The organism is Streptomyces sp. NPDC058646, assembly GCF_042716875.1.
Classification (GTDB): Bacteria; Actinomycetota; Actinomycetes; order Streptomycetales; family Streptomycetaceae; genus Streptomyces.
This window is the reverse complement of the sequence record NZ_JBHXRK010000019.1, coordinates 103,050-121,309: the sequence shown is the minus strand read 5'-3', so window position 1 is coordinate 121,309 and position 18,260 is coordinate 103,050. Positions and strand designations below refer to the sequence as shown.

Here is an 18,260-nt window from a genome sequence, read left to right as displayed (position 1 = left end):
GGCCGAGACGCCGCCGACGCCGCAGCTCAGGAGCGGGGACATCGTGCTGTTGCACGTGACGCCGACGCCGACCTCCGGCGGGCCCTGGACGCCGGGAAGGCCGCCGGGCTGAAGCCGGCGGCCCTGATGCCGCACCTCTGGGCGGCCGGGCCGGCCTGAGCGGTTACAGCTCGCGGTGGACCTTCGTGTTCGAGGCCTGGGCGCGGGGGCGGACCACCAGGAGGTCGATGTTGACGTGGCTGGGACGGGTCACCGCCCAGGTGATGGTGTCGGCCACGTCGTCGGCGGACAGGGGGTCCGGGACGCCCGCGTAGACCTTGGCGGCCTTCTCGGCGTCGCCGCGGAAGCGGGTGGTGGCGAACTCCTCGGTCTTGACCATGCCGGGGGCGATCTCGATGACGCGGACCGGCTGGCCGACGATCTCCAGGCGGAGGGTCTCGGCGAGGACGCGGGCGCCGTTCTTGGCTGCGACGTAGCCGGCGCCGCCCTCGTAGGTGGAGTGGCCCGCGGTGGAGGACAGGACGACCACCGTGCCGTCGCCGGAGGCGGTGAGCGCCGGGAGCAGGGCCTGGGTGACGTTGAGGGTGCCGATGACGTTGACCTCGTACATGGTGCGCCAGTCGGCGGGGTCGCCGGTGGCGACGGGCTCGGCGCCGATGGCGCCGCCCGCGTTGTTGACGAGTACGTCGACGGACGGGTACCGGTCGAGGGAGCCCGCGAAGGCGTCGACGGCCGCGCGGTCGGTGACGTCGAGGGCGTGGGCCGCCGCGGAGTGGCCGGCAGCGGTGATCTCGGCGGCGAGGGCCTCGATGCGGTCCTTGCGGCGGGCGGTGAGGACGACGTGGTAGCCGGCGGCGGCGAGCTGACGGGCGGTGGCCGCGCCGATGCCGCTGCTCGCTCCGGTGATGACGGCGGTCCGGGTGGCCGTGCTCATGGACGGGGCTCCTCGTTCGTTCGTACGGGCGATTCCTCGCCAGCATAGGCGGGTCCGGCGGCCCTCACCGGCTGCGCGGCGCGTACATGATCACGGCCATTCCGGCGAGGCAGACCAGCGCGCCGACGACGTCCCAGCGGTCGGGGCGGTAGTCGTCGGCGACCGCGCCCCAGACGAGGGATCCGGCGACGAAGACTCCGCCGTAGGCGGCGAGGACGCGCGCGAAGTCGCCCTCGGGCTGGAGCGTGGCGACGAACCCGTAGAGGCCGAGGGCGAGGACCCCGGCGCCGATCCAGGCCCAGCCCCTGTGCTCCCGGACGCCCTGCCAGACGAGCCAGGCGCCGCCGATCTCCAGGAGGGCGGCCAGGGAGAAGAGGGCGGCGGAGCGGGCGATGAGCATGGAGCGAAGGGTACGCAGGGCGGACCGGGCAGATGGGGGCAGGCGCGCCCTCATTCGTGTGATGGTCTGACCGGATGCTGCCGGTGCTGCCTAGCGTTCGCGCGAGGAGGTGGTGTCGGTGCGCCGTGGTGCCGTACGAAGTGTGGTGGTGGCCGGGGTCCTGGTCCTGGGTGCGAGCGGCCAGGCGAGGGCGGCGTGGGCCGGACCGGAGGCGGACGTGGCCTATCACGGCCGGGTGGCGCTGTCCCAGGGGCAGTTGCGGATCTGGCTGGTCCCGGAGAACGAGGGGCCGTCGGCGCTGCCGAACGCGACGGTCCGGGTCCGGCTGTCGGCCGACCTCGCGGACCGCCAGCAGCTGGCGGGGGGCTGCGCGCGGGCGGGGCTGCGCGAGGTGGTGTGCGAGACGGGGCCGCTCCCGCTGCATGGGCGGGGCCGGCACATCGGGCTGGCGCTGGAGCTGCGGGAGCCGGCGGCGGAGGTGGTGGTCCGGGTGGACACCTGGTGGAACGGCGGCGCGACGGACCGCAACCACACGAACAACGACCACGTGGTGCTGGCCCTGGACACGGGCGACGCCTACGCCTTCTGAGCGCCGCCCGGGGAGCGGGCTGCGGGTCCGCCCGGAACAGGGCGCCGGACGTACGGCTGCCCCGGGGACGCCGGGCGCGTCCCCGGGGCTCCGGCCGCGGACCTCTGCGCTCCCCGGGCTCGCGTCCTAGCTCCGGGCCGCACCGAATTCGGCGAGGGCGTCGTCGACGATCCGTTCCAGGCGGGCGTGGTGGGCGCCGCGCCAGTAGACGCGCTCGCAGGCGGTGCACTGGGCGAAGACGTCGTAGGAGCGGTGCGTGCCGTGTTCGAGACGGTCGCCGACGCTGTCCTTGTCGGCCTCGCGGAGCGGGCCGTTGCAGGCGGTGCAGCGGGTCCAGGGGGTGAGCACGGGCGCGAAGCGGCCGAGGACGTCGCGGAGTTGGTCGTCGGGGTTGTCGCTGTAGACGTAGGCCCCGGCGAAGATCTCCCGGCGGCGCAGGAGGCCGCGGTCGCGGGAGAGCAGGACGCGCTGTTCGGCGGCGGAGCGGGTGGCGAGGGCCGGGTCGCCGATGTCCTCGTTCTCGTAGGCGGCGTCGACGCCGAGCAGGCGCAGGCGGCGGGCGAGGGTGCCGAGGTGCACGTCGAGGAGGAAGCGCAGCGGCGCCCCGGGGACGTGCTGGGGCCGGTCGACCCCGAACACCTCGACGGACTGGCCGTCCTGGGGCACGTAGGAGACGGGGACCTCGCGGCCGTCGACGAGGAGGCGGCCGACCTCGGTGAGCGGTACGCCGGCCGATTCGACGACGTGGCCGAGGCTGGAGGCGCCGTCGGTGGCCGTCGGGACGCGGTCGGCGCGGCGGCTGGGCGGGGCGAACAGGCGCAGTTCGGGGGCGAGGGTGAGCTGAATGGCGGATCCGGTCACCCTGTCAGCATGCCACCGGGTGAGGGCCGCCGCGGCTGATTTACGGGGCCGCGGCGACCCGGCGCCCGGCCGGGCGCGGCCTCGTCGACCCCGGCCGCGTCGCCACCGCCGCAGCAGCAGGCCCGGGAGCCTCTGCCCTGCGGGAGCCCGCGCCCGCGCCTGTCGAACCGGGCCCGCGCCTTCGGAGCGCGTGCCTGCGCTTGCGGGTGCCCGGACGTCCGTGCCTGCGGAAGTCCGCGCCCGCGCCTGCGGGAGGCCGGGCGTCCGTGTCTGCGTGAGCCCCGGGCCTCCGTGCCCGCGTGAGCCTGGGCCCCCGCGCCTGCGCGCGTGCGGCTCCCGCGCCTGCGCTTGCGGCTCCCGCGCCTGCGCGGGTACGGCTCACCGGCCGACGCGCTCGGCGAGGAAGTCCTCCCAGGTGCGCCGGCCGGTGAGGGTGCCGGTGAGGGCGAGGTTGTCACCGGCGCGGTAGGCCTTGCCGGCCTTGCCGGGGACGTGGACCGGGAGGAGGGGGCGGCACCTGCCGGTGGCCCGGAGGTAGCCGCGCAGGAGGTCGCCGACAGGGTGGACCTCGGGGCCGGCGATGTCGGCGACGCGGCCGGCGGGGCGGCCGAGGGTGAGTTCGACGAGGCGGGCGGCGACTTCGCGCGCGTCGACGGGCTGGAACCGGAGGCCGCCGGGGGCGGGGAGGACGGGCATCTTCGCCAGCTTCTCGCCCCTGGTGAGGACGGTGTCGTGGAACTGGGCGGCGCGGAGCAGCGTCCAGGGGATGCCCGGGCCGGTGACGGCGTTCTCGGCGTCGAGCTGCGTCCTGAACCACCCGACGGGCATGGTGTCGGCGCCGATGGCCGAGATGTGGACGAGGTGCCCGAGGCCCGCGCGGCGGGCCGCCTCGACGAGGTTCCGGGTGGCCCGTCGTCGCCCTTGGTGCCGCCGGCGAGGTGGAGGACGGTCCGGCGCCTTCGAGGGCGGGGTCGATGCCTTCGCCGTCGAGGAGGTCGACGGCGGCGTACTCGATGCCGGTGGCGTTCTCGCGCGGGGTCCGGCACAGGACGCGAACGTCATGGCCGGCCGGCCGCAGGAGGGGGACGACGTGGGTGCCGAGCGTGCCGGTGCCGCCGGTGACCACGATGGGTGCGGTCATGACTTCTTCTCCCCGGTGGAGGACCGGGGTGGCCCGGTCCTGTGGTCCGTCGTGCCGTGCTGCCTCCCTGACGTCCGGGGCACGACGGATGTGACCGGCCCGCTCCACCGCATTCCCGCTCGCGTACCTGTTCGGATGCGGAAGGGCGCTGGGGCGGGCCCGGGAGGGACCAGGGGAAGCCCTGGGGCGGGGCTGTCCGGCGGGGCTGTCCGGCGGGGTCGGGGCGGTGCCCGTCAGGGCCAGACGAGGCAGTACGGCTGGTGACCCGCTTCGTGGAGGCGGTTGGAGAAGTCCTGCCATTCGTGGAGCAGCTGGTAGACGTTGAACGCGTCGCGCGGGCCGCCGCGGTCCGGGACCGTGGACCAGATGAAGGCGGCAGCGCCCACCGATTCCTCGCCGATCCCGCGGAGCGGGTCGACGACCGTCATCGGGAGTTTGACCACGGCGTAGTCGGGGTGGAGGACGACCAGTTCCAGCGGGGGCACCTTGTGGAGGGGTATGCCCTCGATGCCGGTCAGGACCATCGCGGCCACCGTCTCCGGCTTGATCTTGGTGAAGAGGCCGCCCATGCCCAGCTCGTCGCCGCCGAGTTCCTCCGGCCGCATCGTGACCGGGACCCGGGCCGCCGTCGCGCCGTCGGGGGCGCCGAAGTACTTGTACGTCACTCCCATGCCGCGACCCCTGGGAAGTCCGTCCAGCGGCTGCGCGGGCCCCGGGACCGCGTCGGCCGCCTCGGCGGAGGCGCGTCGGTGCTTGCCCCGGCGGCGGGACTCGCGGGCGCGCTGCGGGTCCAGGCCGTCGGTACCCTCGCCCGGTCCACCACCGCGTTGCATATCTCCACCCGACTGGTCTTGCCTGCCCCGGCCCCGCGACCCCCGCCACGCAGCCTGATCATCATGGCAGTGACCTCCCCCGCGGTGGCGCGGTGAAACGCCCGTCCGCAAGTCTGTCGCGGCCTCTGAGACCATGGCTGGTGTGAGCTACCCGTACCCGTATGAAGCCCCAGTTTCGCAGACGCTCTTCGAGCGCGCTTCCCTCGTGACCCCCGGCGGCGTGAACTCTCCGGTGCGTGCCTTCCGTGCCGTGGGCGGTACGCCCCGGTTCATGGTGTCCGGCACCGGTCCGTACCTCACCGATGCCGACGGCCGTGAGTACGTCGACCTCGTGTGTTCGTGGGGACCGATGATCCTCGGCCATTCCCACCCCGTCGTGATCGGGGCCGTGCAGGCGGCCGTCGCCCGCGGCACGTCCTTCGGCACGCCGGGCGAGGGCGAGGTCGCGCTCGCCGAGGAGATCGTGGCGCGCGTCGAGCCCGTCGAGCAGGTGAGGCTCGTCTCGTCCGGGACGGAGGCCACCATGTCGGCGATCCGGCTGGCACGCGGCTTCACGGGCCGCGCCAAGGTGGTGAAGTTCGCGGGTTGCTACCACGGCCACGTGGACGCGCTGCTGGCCGCCGCCGGTTCCGGGCTGGCGACCTTCGCCCTGCCCGACACCCCCGGGGTGACCGGCGCGCAGGCCGGGGACACGATCGTGCTCCCCTACAACGACCTCGAAGCGGTACGGGCCGCCTTCGCCGCGCACCCCGGCGAGATCGCCTGTGTGATCACGGAGGCCGCGCCCGGCAACATGGGCGTCGTGACCCCGGCGCCCGGGTTCAACCAGGGCCTCGCGGACGTGTGCCGGGAGAACGGCGCGCTGTACATCTCCGACGAGGTCATGACCGGTTTCCGTACCTCCCGGGCCGGCTGGTACGGCGTCGACGGGGTCAAGCCCGACCTGATGACCTTCGGCAAGGTCATGGGCGGCGGCTTCCCCGCCGCGGCGTTCGGCGGGCGTGCCGACGTCATGGGCCACCTCGCGCCCGCCGGCCCGGTCTACCAGGCCGGCACGCTCTCCGGGAACCCGATCGCCACCGCGGCCGGTCTCGCGCAGCTGCGTCTGCTGGACGACGCGGCGTACGAGAAGGTCGACGCGGTGTCGGCCGAGATCCAGGGGCTGGTCACCGAGGCGCTGCGCAAGGAAGGCGTGGCGCACCGGCTGCAGACCGCGTCCAACATGTTCTCCGTCTTCTTCACCGAGGACGAGGTCAAGAACTACGACGACGCCAAGAAGCAGGAGAGCTTCCGCTTCAACGGCTTCTTCCACTCGATGCTGGCGCAGGGCGTCTACCTGCCGCCGTCCGCGTTCGAGTCCTGGTTCGTGTCCACCGCCCACGACGAGCGGGCGATCGAGCGGATCGCGGCGGCACTTCCGGCCGCCGCCCGAGCGGCCGCGGAGGCCACCGCATGAGCAGCAGCGACACCCCCGGCATCCCGGCCCTGCCCGGCGTGCCCGCCGACGCGGGTTCCCCGCCGGTGCCCGAGATCACCGTCGTCCACCTGGTGCGTCACGGCGAGGTGCACAATCCGGACGGGATCCTCTACGGGCGCCGCGAGGGCTATCACCTGTCCGAGCTGGGCCGGCAGATGGCCGACCGGGTCGCCGAGCACCTCGAGGGCCGGGACGTCACCTACGTGGTGGCCTCGCCGCTGGAGCGGGCGCAGGAGACGGCCGCGCCGATCGCCAAGACCCACGGGCTGGACCTGGCCACGGACCGGCGGCTGCTGGAGGCGGAGAACGTCTTCGAGGGCAAGACCTTCGGCGTGGGCGACGGCGCGCTGCGCAAGCCGGGCAACTGGAAGCACCTGACGAATCCGTTCAAGCCGTCCTGGGGCGAGCCGTACGTCGAGCAGGTCGTCCGGATGATGGGCGCGCTGGAGGCGGCACGCGACGCGGCCCGCGGGCACGAGGCGGTGGCGGTCAGTCACCAGCTGCCGATCTGGATCGTGCGCAGCTTCGCGGAGAAGCGCCGGCTGTGGCACGACCCGCGGCGGCGTCAGTGCACGCTCGCCTCGCTGACGTCCTTCACCTACCAGGGGGACAAGCTGGTGTCGGTGGGCTACAGCGAGCCGGCGCGGGACCTGGTTCCGGCGCACCTGCTGGCCGGGGCGAAGCCGGTGAAGGGCAAGTCGAAGGCGTTCGGCGCCTGATCGGGTTCCGTCCGTTCCGCCGGTGTGATCCACGCTCTGTTACGCATCGTTACGGTTCTACCTAAATAAAGACAAGTCGCACGGGAATCACCGTTCTAGTACCGCAAGTCATGTCGGATTGTCCGTTTATATGGACTTTGGCATGAGCTTCGCGAGTGAACGACGGGGACGGTGACATGCGCGACTTCAGTCGAAGAGGACTGCTCGGGCTCGGACTCGGCGCCGCTGCCGCCGCGGCGGGGATCGCGGGCTGCGGCGCCGGGCCCGGGGGCGCCGGCCCGGGTGAGCCCGGGCCGGTGAACGGAACGAAGCCCGGAGCGGCCCCCGTCCGGCTCATCGGGGACGGCTCCACCGCCGACACGGGGCCGCAGCCCAACCAGCCGGACGAGCCCGTGCCCCTCCAGCCGGGTGAGACGCCGCCGCAGTTCGTCGTCTTCAGCTGGGACGGCGCGGGAGAGGTCGGCAACGGCCTCTTCCCGCGCTTCCTGAAGCTGGCCAGGGACCACGGCGCGGCCATGACCTTCTTCCTCTCCGGCATCTACCTCCTGCCCGAGTCGAAGCGGAGCCTCTACCGGCCGCCGAACAACCCCGTCGGGGCCTCGGACATCGGCTACCTCAAGGACGAGAACATCCGCTCGACCCTGACGTACGTCCGTCAGGCATGGCTCGACGGCCACGAGATAGGCACCCACTTCAACGGGCACTTCTGCGGCGGCGCCGGTTCCGTCGGCAGGTGGACGCCGGAGGAGTGGGAGGACGAGATCGAGCAGGCCGTGTCGTTCGTCACCAACTGGCGCACCCACACCGGCTTCACCGACCTCGACCCGCTGCCCTTCGACTACCGCAAGGAGCTGACCGGCGCCCGCACCCCCTGCCTCCTGGGCCGGGACGCCCTGCTGCCGACGGCGCAGAACCTGGGCTGGCGCTACGACTCCAGCTCGCCCGGCGGCCTCCAGGTCTGGCCGGTGCGCATCTCGGGGGTCTGGGACCTGCCCCTGCAGTCCCTGCCCTTCCCCGGGCACTCCTTCGAGGTGCTGAGCATGGACTACAACATCCTCGCCAACCAGTCGAAGAACACCACGAAGGGGGTGCCCGCCCACTATCCGGCCTGGCGCGCCCAGGCGACCGCCACCTACCTCGGCGGCTTCCGCAGGGCCTACGAGACCAACCGCGCCCCGCTCTTCATCGGCAACCACTTCGAGGAATGGAACGGCGGCATCTACATGGACGCCGTCGAGGAAGCCCTCAAGGGCATGGCGGACAAAAGGGACGTACGGCTCGTATCCTTCCGGCAGTTCACGGACTGGCTGGACGTCCAGGACCCGGCCGTGCTCGGCAGGCTCCGCGCCCTCGGGCCCGGCCGGCCGCCGGCCGGCGGCTGGTCCACCTACCTCGCCGCCTCCTGATCCGGCACCGGCCCGGCCCTGACCAGGGGCTTCGCACCCCTCCGGGGGGCGCGGCAATTCCACGGACCGCTCATGCGAAACTTTTCACATGAGCCTTAGCCGCGCCCCCCGCCGCCGCTCGACCAGTGGCCGCGCCACCCTGCTGGCCGCAGTGACCGTCGCGGGCGCCCTGACCCTGACCTCCTGCATCGGCTCGGACGGCGAGAAGCCCTCCGGCAGTGCGGGCGGCAACTACGTGACGGGTCCGGGCGGCATCTCGACCGTCGCCCGCGGCGAGCGCACCGAGGCCCCGAAGCTCGACGGCGAGACCGTCGACGGCAAGACCCTCGACACCACCGCCCTCAAGGGCAAGGTCGTCGTCCTCAACGTGTGGGGCTCCTGGTGCCCGCCGTGCCGCGCCGAGGCGAAGTACTTCGCGCAGGTCTCCAAGGAACTCGCCGACGCCGGCCAGGACGTCTCCTTCGTCGGGATCAACACCCGCGACAACAGCAAGCAGAACGCGCTGGCCTTCGAAGAGAACTACGGGATCACCTACCCGAGCCTCTACGACCCCGACGGCAAGCTGATGCTCCGCTTCCCCAAGGGCGCGCTCAACCCGCAGGCCATCCCCTCCACGATCGTCCTCGACAAGGAGGGCAGGATCGCCGCGCGCATCCTGGCCCCGGTCAACGACGAGCAGCTGCGCTCGATGATCGACCCCCTCCTCGCGGAGAAGTGACCCCGTGGTCACCGTGGTCCCCGGGCTCCTCCTCGCCGCCGAACCGGCCGGCGTGAACACGACCGTCCTCAGCGGCGCCCTCCTGCTGGCCCTGCCCATCTCCGTGCTGGCCGGGCTCGTCTCCTTCTTCTCGCCCTGCGTGCTCCCCCTGGTGCCCGGCTACCTCTCGTACGTGACCGGCATCAGCGGAGCCGACCTCGCCGAGGCGCGGCGCGGCCGGATGCTGGCGGGCGCGAGCCTGTTCATCGCCGGGTTCACCGCCGTGTTCGTCTCCACCGGAGCGCTCTTCGGCTACTTCGGCGAGGCCCTCCAGGACAACAAGGCGGTCATATCCCGGGTCCTCGGCGGCCTGGTGATCCTTCTCGGCCTCTTCTTCATGGGAGCGATCCCGGGTCTGACGATGCGGGAGTTCCGTTTCCACCGCAAGCCTGCGGCCGGACTGCTCGGCGCGCCCGTGCTGGGAGTGCTCTTCGGCGTCGGCTGGACCCCCTGCATGGGACCGACCCTCGCCGCCGTCAGCACCCTCTCGATCGACCAGGCCAGCGCGGGCCGGGGCGCCCTGCTGACCGTGGCCTACTGCCTCGGTCTGGGGCTGCCCTTCATCCTCGCCGCGATCGCCTTCCGCAAGGCGCTCGGCGCATTCGGCTGGGTGAAGAAGCACTATGCATGGGTGATGCGCATCGGCGGCGGCATGCTGGTCCTCACCGGTCTCCTGCTCGTCACAGGAATGTGGGACAGCATCGTCAGCGACATGCAGGGCTGGACCCAAGGCTTCACGGTGGGGATCTGAGGACTTGACGGACATGAGTACGACAGGCAAGGCGTCCACCGAGGCGTCGCAGCGATCCGGGGTCCCCGCCGAGCGCGGACCCGAGGGCGAACGCGGACCCGAGGGCGGACGCGAGCCGGAGCAGGCGCACGAGGCCGGGCAGGGGCGCGAGCCGGAGCCCGCGCTCGGCGAGGCCGGCGCCCAGCTGTCGACCGCCCCGCTGGAGGACAGCCCGACCGCGCCCGTCGGCATCGGCGTGATCGGCTGGGCCCGCTGGTTCTGGCGGCAGCTCACCTCCATGCGGGTGGCGCTGATCCTGCTCTTCCTCCTCTCGCTGGGCTCCATCCCCGGCTCCCTCATCCCGCAGACCCAGGTCGACGCGATGAAGGTGGCGGAGTGGAAGGACAAGCACGCGTTCTGGGTGCCGGTCGCCGAGAAGCTCCAGCTCTTCGACGTCTACAGCTCGGTGTGGTTCTCCGCGATCTACATCCTGCTGTTCGTGTCGCTGATCGGCTGCATCGTGCCGCGGACCTGGCAGTTCGTCGGCCAGCTCAGCGGCCGCCCGCCCGCCGCCCCCAGGCGCCTCGACCGGCTGCCCGCGTACACGACGTGGCGTACGGAGAAGGCCCCCGAGGACGTGCTCGCGTCCGCGGGGCAGCTCCTGCGCGGCCGCCGCTTCCGCACCGAGCCCGGCGGGAACGCCGTCGCCGCCGAGAAGGGCTATCTGCGCGAGGCCGGGAACCTGGCCTTCCACATCGCCCTGATCGTGCTCCTCGTCGCCTTCGCCACCGGGCAGCTGTTCAAGTCCGAGGGCGGCAAGCTCGTCCTGCGCGGCAAGGGCTTCGCGAACACGCTCACCCAGTACGACGACTTCAAGTCCGGCAGCCTCTTCGACCCCGACGAACTGCCGCCCTTCTCCTTCACGCTCGACCGGTTCGACGCGGAGTACGAGAAGACGGGCCCGCAGAAGGGCACCGCCCGCGAGTTCAAGGCGTACGTCACCTACAGCGAAGGCGCGCACGGCACGCCCAAGAAGGCGGAGATCGAGGTCAACCGGCCCCTCCAGGTGGACGGCGCCAAGGTCTACCTGCTCGGCCACGGCTACGCCCCGGTCGTCTCGGTGACCGACCCCACCGGCAAGGTCGTGTACCGGGACTCCGTGCCGATGCTGCCCTTCGACAACAACCTCAGCTCCTCGGGCGCCGTCAAGGTGACGGACGGCTACCGCAACGCGAGCGGGGAGAAGGAACAGCTCGGCTTCAACGCCATGTTCGTGCCGACCTTCGCGGGCGAGGGCAAGGGCACGATGCTCTCCCAGTTCCCCGCCCTGGACTTCCCCGTCCTCGCCCTGAGCGCCTACCACGGCAGCCTGGGCGTGGACTCGGGGCTGCCGCAGAACGTCTACCAGCTCACCACCGCCAAGATGAAGGAGTTCAAGGACGCCGACGGCCAGCTCTTCAAGCAGAAGCTGCTGCCCGGCGAGACGATGACGCTGCCGGACGGTGCGGGCACGGTGAAGTTCGAGGGCGTCGAGCGGTGGGCCACCTTCCAGGTGTCCCAGCAGCCCGGCAACACCCTCGCGCTCGTGGGGGCGGTCGCCGCCATCGCCGGTCTGTCCGCGTCCCTGTTCATCCGGCGCCGCCGGATCTGGGTCCGCGCGGTGACGGGCAAGGACGGCGTGACCGTCGTCGAGATGGCGGGCCTCGGCCGCAGCGAGTCCGCCAGGCTCCCGGAGGAGCTGGCGGTGCTCGCCGCCGCCCTGCACGAGCGGGCGCCCTCGGCGCCCCAACCTGTCGAAGCTGAAGAAGGAGAGCGCGGATGACGCCGCTCGCAGCCGCAGCCAACGAGAACCTGGCTGAGATCAGCAACTACCTGATCTATTCGTCGATGGCGGTCTACACGCTCGCCTTCCTCGCCCACATCGCCGAGTGGGTCTTCGGCAGCCGCAGCAAGGTGGGCCGTACGGCCGCCGCCCTGACGGCGACCGCCGCCGCCGGCGCCCCCGCCGTGCAGGTGCGGACGAAGGGCGGGGGCACCGCCGTCCTCGACAAGCCGAAGGTCGTCACCCGCTCCGCCGCCGGCACCCGCGACGTCCCGGACGGCCCCGGTGCCGCCGGCGGCACCGTCCAGGGCGACCTGTACGGGCGGATCGCGATCTCGCTGACCGCGCTCGGCTTCCTCATCGAGGCGGGCGGCGTCGTCGCCCGCGCGATGTCGGTGCAGCGGGCCCCCTGGGGCAACATGTACGAGTTCTCGATCACCTTCTCCACGGTGGCCGTCGGCGCGTACCTGGCCCTGCTGGCCCTGAAGAAGAACGTCCGCTGGCTCGGCCTGATCCTCGTCACCAGCGTCCTGCTGGACCTGGGCATCGCCGTCAAGGTGCTGTACACCGACAGTGACCAGCTCGTCCCGGCCCTGGACTCGTACTGGCTGTACATCCACGTCTCCACCGCGATCTTCTGCGGCGCGGTCTTCTACATCGGCGCGGCCGGCACGGCCCTGTACCTGTTCCGGGACAGCTACGAGCGCCACCTGGAGCAGGGCCGCACGCCGGGCCGGTTCCGCACCTCGGTGATGGAACGGCTGCCCTCGGCGGCCTCGCTGGACAAGTTCGCGTACCGGATCAACGCGGCGGTCTTCCCGCTGTGGACGTTCACGATCATCGCGGGCGCGATCTGGGCGGGAGACGCCTGGGGCCGCTACTGGGGCTGGGACCCCAAGGAGGTCTGGTCCTTCGTGACCTGGGTGGCATACGCCTGCTACCTGCACGCCCGCGCCACCGCCGGGTGGAAGGGCCGCAAGGCCGCCTACCTCGCGCTCTTCGCCTTCGCCTGCTGGATCTGGAACTACTACGGCGTGAACATGGTCCTCAACGGCCTGCACTCCTACTCGGGCGTCTGACCCGCGGGAGTGGGACGCTGGTGGCATGTCTCCTGTGAGCCATGCCACCAGTGAGCACCACGGCGAGGACCGCTGGTCGCTCCGCTTCGAAGTGCACCTGCCCCACCCCGACGACGTGCTGTGGACCGCGCTGACCACGCCGGACGGGCTGCGCGGCTGGCTGGCCGCCGCCGACGTCCTGGAACGCAGGCTCGGCGGGGCGGTCACCCTGCGCTGTCTCAACAACGGCTCGACGTACCGGGGGCACGTCACCGCCTGGGACGTCGAGCGGGTCGTGGAGTACACGGTCGCCGAGCACGAGCGGATCCGCTTCCACCTGGAGCGCGTGGGGACGGACTCGACGGTGATCCGCTTCCTCAACGAACGCGGCGGCTCCGATGCCGAGCGCCTCGACTGCCTGGCGGGCTGGCACGCCCACTTCGAACTCCTGGAGTCGGCGCTGGCCGGGCACCCGGCGGACTGGGCCGCCTGGACGGACACCCGCTGGGCGGAGCTCCGGTCCGCCTACGCGGCCTGACCGGCCACGGCACGCGGCGGGATCACCAGACCGGGCGCAGCGGGGGCAGCGGGCCCTCTCCGTGCAGGGCCCGTACGACGCGGCCGAGCTCCGCGCGCAGGACGCCGAGGTCCGCGGAGCGGCCGAGTTCGGCCTCCAGCTCGTGCAGGATCCGGCCCGCCGCGACGAGGTGGTCCTCGGCCGCGGCGGTCAGCACCACCAGCTTGCGCCGGCCGCCCTCGGGATGCGGCGTGCGCCGGACGTAGCCGCGCTTCTCCAGGTCGTCGACGATCTGCCCCGCGGCCTGCTTGGTGACCCCCAGCCGTTCGGCGAGCTCCACGGCGGTGGCGCCGGGGCCCTTGAGCACCTGGAAGGTCATGCCGTGCAGGGGGCGCAGGCCCTCGTGGCCGGCCTCGGCCAGCCGGCGGGTGAACTCGGCCAGCAGCAGCTGGAAGCCCTGGCCGAGCAGGAAGGCCAGCTCGATGCGGTCCTCTTCGTAGCGGGTCACGGAAACATGGTGACACGGGCAAGGCAAGCTGCTTTACTCAATCCGCGAGTAAAGCAGCTTGCCTTTCTCGGTCGCGCCGTGGCGTGCCGTGCCGCCGCATCCCCGCGCCCGCATCCCCGCACCAGGAACGAGGACCCCCTTGCACGTCATCACCACCGCCCCCGAGCACGTCACCGTCTCCCCGGCCGCCACCATGACCGGACTCGCCGCCCCCAGCCGGGGCAGCTCCGAGCTGAGCACCTGGCACGTCTCCATGGCCGCCGGAGCCACCGGCCCCGACCACAGCGTCAGCCGCGAGCAGGTCTGGATGCTCACGGCCGGCTCCCTGGAGATCACCTGGGACGGCGGCCGCACCGAGAAGGTCACCGCCGGCCAGACCCTGCTCCTGCCCCCCGACGGGGTCCGCCGGGTGCACGCACCCGAGGCCGCCGAGGCGTACGTCGCGATGCGTGCGGACGGGGTGGCCGCGGTCCCCGGGACCGAAGGCACCCGCGTCCTGCCCTGGGCGCAGTGACCCCGCCGGCCGGCTCACCGGGGCAGGACATCCCTAGGGCTGGTCGCCCTTGTCCTTGTCCTTGCCGTCCTGCTCGTCCTTGAGGGACTTCAGGAAGTCCGGGTTGTCGTCGGGCGCCACCCACTGCGTGCGGCGCGCCCGGCCGCCACCGCCCCCGCGTCCCGCCGCGAGGGTGCGCTGCTTGCCGGCGAACAGCCAGACGACCGGCCCGACGATGGAGAAGAGCAGGATGATGATCACCCAGACCACTTTGGGAAGGTGCTTCACCTCTTCCTCGGGGGTGTTCAGGCAGTCGATGAAGGCGTAGATGGTCAGCCCGATGATCAGCAGGAACGGCAGATAGCGCAGCACGGTGCGGGACCGACTCCCAGGCAGTGGCGGCGGCCCGCAAGGGGCCCGGTGACGCTTCCAGCGTAGTTGGTGACGGATACTGACCCCTATGGCTTACGACGATCTCCGCTCGCTGCTCCGGGCCCTGGAGCGGGAGGGCGACCTCAAGCGCATCAAGGCCGAAGTCGATCCGCACCTCGAGATCGGCGAGATCGTGGACCGGGTGAACAAGGCGGGCGGCCCGGCCCTCCTCTTCGAGAACGTCAAGGGCTCGGCGATGCCGCTGGCCATGAACGTCTTCGGGACCGACCGCCGACTCCTGAAGGCCCTGGGCCTCACGTCGTACGCCGAGATCAGCGAGAAGATCGGCGGCCTGCTGAAGCCGGAGCTGCCGCAGGGGTTCATCGGCGTCCGCGAGGCCTTCGGCAAGCTCGGCTCGATGGTCCACGTGCCGCCGAAGAAGATCAAGGGCGAGGCGCCGGTCCAGGAGGTCGTCCTCACCGGCGACGACGTGGACCTCGACCGGCTGCCGGCCCTCTTCACCTGGCCCAAGGACGGCGGCTCCTTCTTCAACCTGGGCCTGACCCACACCAAGCACCCCGAGACGGGCGTGCGCAACCTCGGGCTCTACCGGCTCCAGCGGCACGACAAGCGCACCATCGGCATGCACTGGCAGATCCACAAGGACAGCCGCAACCACTACGCGGTCGCCGCCAAGCGCGGCGAACGGCTGCCGGTCGCCATCGCCTTCGGCTGCCCGCCCGCAGTGACGTACGCGTCCACCGCGCCGCTGCCCGGCGACATCGACGAGTACCTCTTCGCCGGCTTCGTCGCGGGCAAGCGGATCGAGATGGTCGACTGCAAGACCGTCCCGCTCCAGGTCCCGGCCCACGCGGAGGTCGTGATCGAGGGCTGGCTGGAGCCCGGCGAGACGCTCCCGGAGGGCCCCTTCGGCGACCACACGGGCTTCTACACCCCGCAGGAGCCGTTCCCCGCGCTGAAGATCGACTGCGTGACCATGCGCAAGCGCCCGCTGCTCCAGTCGATCGTCGTCGGCCGGCCGCCGACGGAGGACGGCCCGCTGGGCCGCGCGACGGAACGCTTCTTCCTGCCCCTGCTGAAGATCATCGTCCCGGACATCGTGGACTACCACCTGCCGGAGTCGGGCGGCTTCCACAACTGCGCGATCGTGTCGATCGACAAGAAGTACCCCAAGCACGCACAGAAGGTCATGCACGCCATCTGGGGCGCGCACATGATGTCGCTGACCAAGCTGATCATCGTGGTGGACTCCGACTGCGACGTCCACGACCTGCACGAGGTCTCCTGGCGGGCGCTGGGGAACACGGACTACTCCCGCGACCTCACGGTCGTCGAGGGCCCGGTCGACCACCTGGACCACGCCTCGTACCAGCAGTTCTGGGGCGGCAAGGCGGGCATCGACGCCACGAAGAAGCTCCCCGAGGAGGGCTACACCCGCGACGGCGGCTGGCCCGACATGGTCGAGTCCGACCCGGCGACCGCGGCCCTCGTGGACCGCCGCTGGAAGGAGTACGGCCTGTGAGTGACGTGATGGGTGGCCCGGCGCTGTTCATCGGCGGCGACACGACGTTCGTGCTCCTCGTCCGCCCGGAACTCGACCCGGCGGACGCGGGCGTGCGGGCGGCAGCCGAACGGGCGGGAGTCACGGCCGAGGAGTTCGCGGGCCCGGGCAACGTGTGGGCCCTGGTGCTGGACGACGACTTCGAGTGCGACGGCGGCTTCGAGCTGCCCGGTCTGCGCGACGCCGAGGTCGACGACTTCGCGGAGCGGCTGCAGGCCGCCCTGGGCGTCGGCGGCCCGTTCACCGTCGAGGCCGGCGCCGTGCTCCGCCTCGACGGCCGCCCGGAGGGCGAGGGCTACGTGTTCACGGCACACGCCACCCCGCCCGAGCCCGAGGGGGCGCCCACGGTCTCCCTGCAGACGGGCACGATCCCCACCGCCACCCTGCTGGCCGACCTCGAAGCCTTCCGCGGGAGCCTGGCATGAGCGGCGCCGTCGCCCCGGACGACCGCCCGACCCGCATCGAAGCCCCCCGGAGGGACCTCGCATGATGACCACCGCCGACGAAGTGGTCGGGCCCGGGCCCGCGCCGCAGGCCAGTGGGAAGATCAAGGCCTTCCTGCGGCTCGTGATGATCGAGCACTCGGTCTTCGCGCTGCCCTTCGCCTACATCGCCGCGCTCACCGCGATGTTCCAGCTCGACCGGAACGTCCACTGGGGCAAGCTGGCCCTCGTCACCGTCTGCATGGTCGGGCTGCGGACCTTCGCGATGGCCGCGAACCGGATCATCGACCGCGAGATCGACTCCCGCAACCCGCGCACGGCCGGCCGCGAACTGGTCACCGGGGCGGTGTCGGTGCGCTCCGCCTGGACCGGGGCCGGGATCGCGCTCCTCTTCTTCCTCGGCTCGGCGGCGCTGCTCAATCCGCTCTGCCTGATGCTGGCGCCCCTCGCGGTCGTCCCGATGGTGGTGTACCCGTACGGCAAGCGGTTCACGAACTTCCCGCACGCCATCCTGGGCCTGGCCCAGGCGATCGGCCCGGTCGGGGCCTGGCTGGCGGTCACCGGTGAGTGGTCCTGGGACGCGGTCGTCCTCGGCCTCGCGGTGGGCGTGTGGATCGGCGGCTTCGACCTGATCTTCGGCTCGCAGGACGTCGCCGCGGACCGGGCGGAGGGCGTGAAGTCCGTCCCGGCCCGCTTCGGCGTCCCGGCCGCCCTGTGGGGCGCCCGCGGCGCGCACGCCGTGACCACGGCCCTGCTGGTCTGGTACGCCCTCGCCACGGACGCGGGTGCGCTGTTCTGGACGGGCCTGGTGATCGTCGCCGCGGCCTTCTGCTACGAGCACACCATCGTGAAGCCGCACGACCTGTCCCGGCTGAACCGGGCCTTCTTCACGGTCAACGGCTTCATCGGCATCGCCCTCTTCGTGTGCGCCCTGCTGGACCTGGCGCTTCGGGGCCTGACCTTCTAGGCGCCGACGCGGCGGAGCGGCCGGCGGACCGGGCGGCGGAAGAACAGGGCGGTCAGCACGCCCGCGACGAGGCCGATGAGGTGGGCGTACCAGCCCACCCCGGAGTCTGTCGGCACCACGCCGAGGAGGAACGAGCCGCCCCAGTAGGCGGCGGCCGTCAGGCCCACCGCGATGCCCAGGACGCTGCGCTCGACGAAGCCGCGGACCACCACGTACCCGAAGAGGCCGAAGACCAGGCCCGAGGCGCCGGCTCCGAGGGTGTGGGGCGGGGCGACCAGCCAGGAGCCCACGCCGACCGCGAGGCAGATCAGCCCGCTCACCGTGAGGAAGCGCCGGATGCCGCTGAGGGCGGTGACGAACCCGAGGACGAACAGCGGGAAGCTGTTGGAGGCCACGTGGCCGAAGCCGAAGTGCAGGAACGGGTGGGCGACGATGCCGGCCAGCCGGTCGGGGTCGCGCGGGCTGATCCCGTACGGGTCCAGGGCGTGGCCGGTGGCGAGGTCGACCGCCTCGATCAGCCAGAGCAGGGCGATCCAGCCCACCATCAGTTGCGCTGCGGCCTTGGCCCGGTCCGTCCGGGTCCAGCCCTCGTCCGTCGTCGTGCTCATCTTCTCCCCCTCGTGCCGTCCCGTCGTGGGAACGTCCTGGGAC

At 72.1% G+C, this 18,260-nt stretch carries 21 protein-coding genes and 1 pseudogene; 13 read left to right on the top strand and 9 right to left on the bottom strand.

Annotated elements, in window-relative coordinates; genetic code table 11:
• Positions 1-163 precede the first annotated feature (163 nt).
• A complete protein-coding gene (locus ACFWUZ_RS23435; protein ID WP_384376080.1) occupies positions 164-934 on the bottom strand; it encodes an SDR family NAD(P)-dependent oxidoreductase in 771 nt (256 codons plus the stop codon).
• A gap of 64 nt (positions 935-998) precedes the next feature.
• Positions 999-1,334: a YnfA family protein gene (locus ACFWUZ_RS23430; RefSeq protein ID WP_384376077.1), complete on the bottom strand. Its 336-nt coding sequence runs from the start codon at positions 1,332-1,334 to the stop codon at positions 999-1,001.
• A 118-nt stretch (positions 1,335-1,452) separates the two neighbouring features.
• Between ACFWUZ_RS23430 and ACFWUZ_RS23425 the strand changes: the two genes are divergently transcribed.
• Complete coding sequence (locus tag ACFWUZ_RS23425; RefSeq protein ID WP_384376074.1) at positions 1,453-1,923, top strand: hypothetical protein; 471 nt, start codon at positions 1,453-1,455, stop codon at positions 1,921-1,923.
• A gap of 126 nt (positions 1,924-2,049) precedes the next feature.
• On the opposite strand, the gene ACFWUZ_RS23420 is transcribed toward ACFWUZ_RS23425, so the two are convergent.
• From ACFWUZ_RS23420 to ACFWUZ_RS23405, 4 genes and pseudogenes are all read right to left on the bottom strand, one after another.
• Positions 2,050-2,784, bottom strand: a complete 735-nt coding sequence (locus ACFWUZ_RS23420; RefSeq protein WP_384376070.1) for a Mut7-C RNAse domain-containing protein — start codon at positions 2,782-2,784, stop codon at positions 2,050-2,052.
• Positions 2,785-3,162: 378 nt separating this feature from the next.
• A complete protein-coding gene (locus ACFWUZ_RS23415) occupies positions 3,163-3,612 on the bottom strand; it encodes an SDR family oxidoreductase (RefSeq protein ID WP_384376067.1) in 450 nt (149 codons plus the stop codon).
• Positions 3,613-3,790: 178 nt separating this feature from the next.
• Positions 3,791-3,925 (bottom strand): annotated as a pseudogene (locus ACFWUZ_RS23410) (NmrA family NAD(P)-binding protein); the annotation flags it as partial.
• Positions 3,926-4,158: 233 nt separating this feature from the next.
• Positions 4,159-4,596 (bottom strand): hypothetical protein, encoded by a 438-nt coding sequence (locus tag ACFWUZ_RS23405; RefSeq protein WP_031145102.1) that lies wholly within the window; start codon positions 4,594-4,596, stop codon positions 4,159-4,161.
• A 295-nt stretch (positions 4,597-4,891) separates the two neighbouring features.
• On the opposite strand from ACFWUZ_RS23405, the gene hemL reads away from it, so the two are divergent.
• The 8 genes from hemL to ACFWUZ_RS23365 all read left to right on the top strand — a co-directional run bounded on the left by hemL (position 4,892) and on the right by ACFWUZ_RS23365 (position 13,265).
• Positions 4,892-6,214, top strand: a complete 1,323-nt coding sequence (hemL, locus tag ACFWUZ_RS23400) for a glutamate-1-semialdehyde 2,1-aminomutase (RefSeq protein ID WP_384376064.1) — start codon at positions 4,892-4,894, stop codon at positions 6,212-6,214.
• Entirely contained in the window at positions 6,211-6,954 is a 744-nt protein-coding gene (locus ACFWUZ_RS23395) for a histidine phosphatase family protein (protein WP_384376061.1), read from the top strand. The genes hemL and ACFWUZ_RS23395 overlap by 4 nt, the downstream gene beginning before the upstream one ends.
• Before the next feature lie 176 nt (positions 6,955-7,130).
• The gene (locus ACFWUZ_RS23390; protein WP_384376058.1) at positions 7,131-8,360 is read left to right on the top strand and encodes a hypothetical protein; all 1,230 of its coding nucleotides are present in this window, start codon (positions 7,131-7,133) and stop codon (positions 8,358-8,360) included.
• An 88-nt stretch (positions 8,361-8,448) separates the two neighbouring features.
• Positions 8,449-9,078, top strand: coding sequence for a TlpA family protein disulfide reductase (locus ACFWUZ_RS23385; protein ID WP_384376055.1), 630 nt, complete (start codon positions 8,449-8,451; stop codon positions 9,076-9,078).
• Positions 9,079-9,082: 4 nt separating this feature from the next.
• Positions 9,083-9,868 (top strand): cytochrome c biogenesis CcdA family protein, encoded by a 786-nt coding sequence (locus ACFWUZ_RS23380; protein WP_384376051.1) that lies wholly within the window; start codon positions 9,083-9,085, stop codon positions 9,866-9,868.
• Positions 9,869-9,881: 13 nt separating this feature from the next.
• Complete coding sequence (locus tag ACFWUZ_RS23375) at positions 9,882-11,669, top strand: cytochrome c biogenesis protein ResB (protein ID WP_384376048.1); 1,788 nt, start codon at positions 9,882-9,884, stop codon at positions 11,667-11,669.
• Positions 11,666-12,748, top strand: coding sequence for a c-type cytochrome biogenesis protein CcsB (gene ccsB / locus ACFWUZ_RS23370; protein ID WP_384376045.1), 1,083 nt, complete (start codon positions 11,666-11,668; stop codon positions 12,746-12,748). The genes ACFWUZ_RS23375 and ccsB overlap by 4 nt, the downstream gene beginning before the upstream one ends.
• Positions 12,749-12,773: 25 nt before the next feature.
• Positions 12,774-13,265 carry an SRPBCC domain-containing protein gene (locus tag ACFWUZ_RS23365; protein WP_384376042.1) on the top strand — a complete coding sequence of 164 codons (492 nt, stop codon included), beginning with the start codon at positions 12,774-12,776 and terminating at the stop codon, positions 13,263-13,265.
• A gap of 22 nt (positions 13,266-13,287) precedes the next feature.
• Here ACFWUZ_RS23365 and ACFWUZ_RS23360 read toward each other — a convergent pair whose 3' ends face one another.
• The gene (locus ACFWUZ_RS23360) at positions 13,288-13,752 is read right to left on the bottom strand and encodes a MarR family winged helix-turn-helix transcriptional regulator (protein ID WP_384376038.1); all 465 of its coding nucleotides are present in this window, start codon (positions 13,750-13,752) and stop codon (positions 13,288-13,290) included.
• Between the two features lie 139 nt (positions 13,753-13,891).
• Here ACFWUZ_RS23360 and ACFWUZ_RS23355 point away from each other — a divergent pair, with 139 nt between their 5' ends.
• Positions 13,892-14,266, top strand: coding sequence for a cupin domain-containing protein (locus ACFWUZ_RS23355; protein WP_384376035.1), 375 nt, complete (start codon positions 13,892-13,894; stop codon positions 14,264-14,266).
• A 33-nt stretch (positions 14,267-14,299) separates the two neighbouring features.
• Here the strand turns inward: ACFWUZ_RS23355 and ACFWUZ_RS23350 are convergent, their stop codons facing one another.
• On the bottom strand, positions 14,300-14,617 hold the full coding sequence (locus tag ACFWUZ_RS23350; protein ID WP_384376032.1) for a PLD nuclease N-terminal domain-containing protein: 318 nt from the start codon (positions 14,615-14,617) through the stop codon (positions 14,300-14,302).
• Positions 14,618-14,705: 88 nt separating this feature from the next.
• Here ACFWUZ_RS23350 and ACFWUZ_RS23345 point away from each other — a divergent pair, with 88 nt between their 5' ends.
• The 3 genes from ACFWUZ_RS23345 (at position 14,706) to mqnP (ending at position 17,609) form a co-directional block, all read left to right on the top strand.
• A complete protein-coding gene (locus ACFWUZ_RS23345) occupies positions 14,706-16,160 on the top strand; it encodes a menaquinone biosynthesis decarboxylase (RefSeq protein WP_384376029.1) in 1,455 nt (484 codons plus the stop codon).
• Positions 16,157-16,624: a hypothetical protein gene (locus tag ACFWUZ_RS23340; protein ID WP_384376026.1), complete on the top strand. Its 468-nt coding sequence runs from the start codon at positions 16,157-16,159 to the stop codon at positions 16,622-16,624. Before ACFWUZ_RS23345 ends, ACFWUZ_RS23340 begins: the two co-directional genes overlap by 4 nt.
• Positions 16,625-16,688: 64 nt before the next feature.
• Entirely contained in the window at positions 16,689-17,609 is a 921-nt protein-coding gene (mqnP, locus tag ACFWUZ_RS23335) for a menaquinone biosynthesis prenyltransferase MqnP (protein WP_384376198.1), read from the top strand.
• On the opposite strand, the gene ACFWUZ_RS23330 is transcribed toward mqnP, so the two are convergent.
• On the bottom strand, positions 17,606-18,217 hold the full coding sequence (locus tag ACFWUZ_RS23330) for a rhomboid family intramembrane serine protease (protein ID WP_384376022.1): 612 nt from the start codon (positions 18,215-18,217) through the stop codon (positions 17,606-17,608). The two genes, mqnP and ACFWUZ_RS23330, sit on opposite strands and share 4 nt — an antisense overlap.
• Positions 18,218-18,260: the final 43 nt, after the last annotated feature.

Excerpts from the sequence above, each read along its gene's own strand:
- ACFWUZ_RS23390 (WP_384376058.1), top strand. The coding sequence starts at position 7,131 with ATGCGCGACTTCAGTCGAAGAGGACTGCTCGGGCTCGGACTCGGCGCC.
- ACFWUZ_RS23395 (WP_384376061.1), top strand. The coding sequence starts at position 6,211 with ATGAGCAGCAGCGACACCCCCGGCATCCCGGCCCTGCCCGGCGTGCCC.
- ACFWUZ_RS23435 (WP_384376080.1), bottom strand. The coding sequence starts at position 934 with ATGAGCACGGCCACCCGGACCGCCGTCATCACCGGAGCGAGCAGCGGC.
- ACFWUZ_RS23375 (WP_384376048.1), top strand. The coding sequence starts at position 9,882 with ATGAGTACGACAGGCAAGGCGTCCACCGAGGCGTCGCAGCGATCCGGG.
- ACFWUZ_RS23430 (WP_384376077.1), bottom strand. The coding sequence starts at position 1,334 with ATGCTCATCGCCCGCTCCGCCGCCCTCTTCTCCCTGGCCGCCCTCCTG.
- ACFWUZ_RS23385 (WP_384376055.1), top strand. The coding sequence starts at position 8,449 with ATGAGCCTTAGCCGCGCCCCCCGCCGCCGCTCGACCAGTGGCCGCGCC.
- ACFWUZ_RS23365 (WP_384376042.1), top strand. The coding sequence starts at position 12,774 with ATGTCTCCTGTGAGCCATGCCACCAGTGAGCACCACGGCGAGGACCGC.
- mqnP (WP_384376198.1), top strand. The coding sequence starts at position 16,689 with ATGACCACCGCCGACGAAGTGGTCGGGCCCGGGCCCGCGCCGCAGGCC.
- ACFWUZ_RS23415 (WP_384376067.1), bottom strand. The coding sequence starts at position 3,612 with ATGCCCGTCGGGTGGTTCAGGACGCAGCTCGACGCCGAGAACGCCGTC.
- hemL (WP_384376064.1), top strand. The coding sequence starts at position 4,892 with ATGGCTGGTGTGAGCTACCCGTACCCGTATGAAGCCCCAGTTTCGCAG.
- ACFWUZ_RS23405 (WP_031145102.1), bottom strand. The coding sequence starts at position 4,596 with ATGGGAGTGACGTACAAGTACTTCGGCGCCCCCGACGGCGCGACGGCG.
- ccsB (WP_384376045.1), top strand. The coding sequence starts at position 11,666 with ATGACGCCGCTCGCAGCCGCAGCCAACGAGAACCTGGCTGAGATCAGC.
- ACFWUZ_RS23330 (WP_384376022.1), bottom strand. The coding sequence starts at position 18,217 with ATGAGCACGACGACGGACGAGGGCTGGACCCGGACGGACCGGGCCAAG.
- ACFWUZ_RS23345 (WP_384376029.1), top strand. The coding sequence starts at position 14,706 with ATGGCTTACGACGATCTCCGCTCGCTGCTCCGGGCCCTGGAGCGGGAG.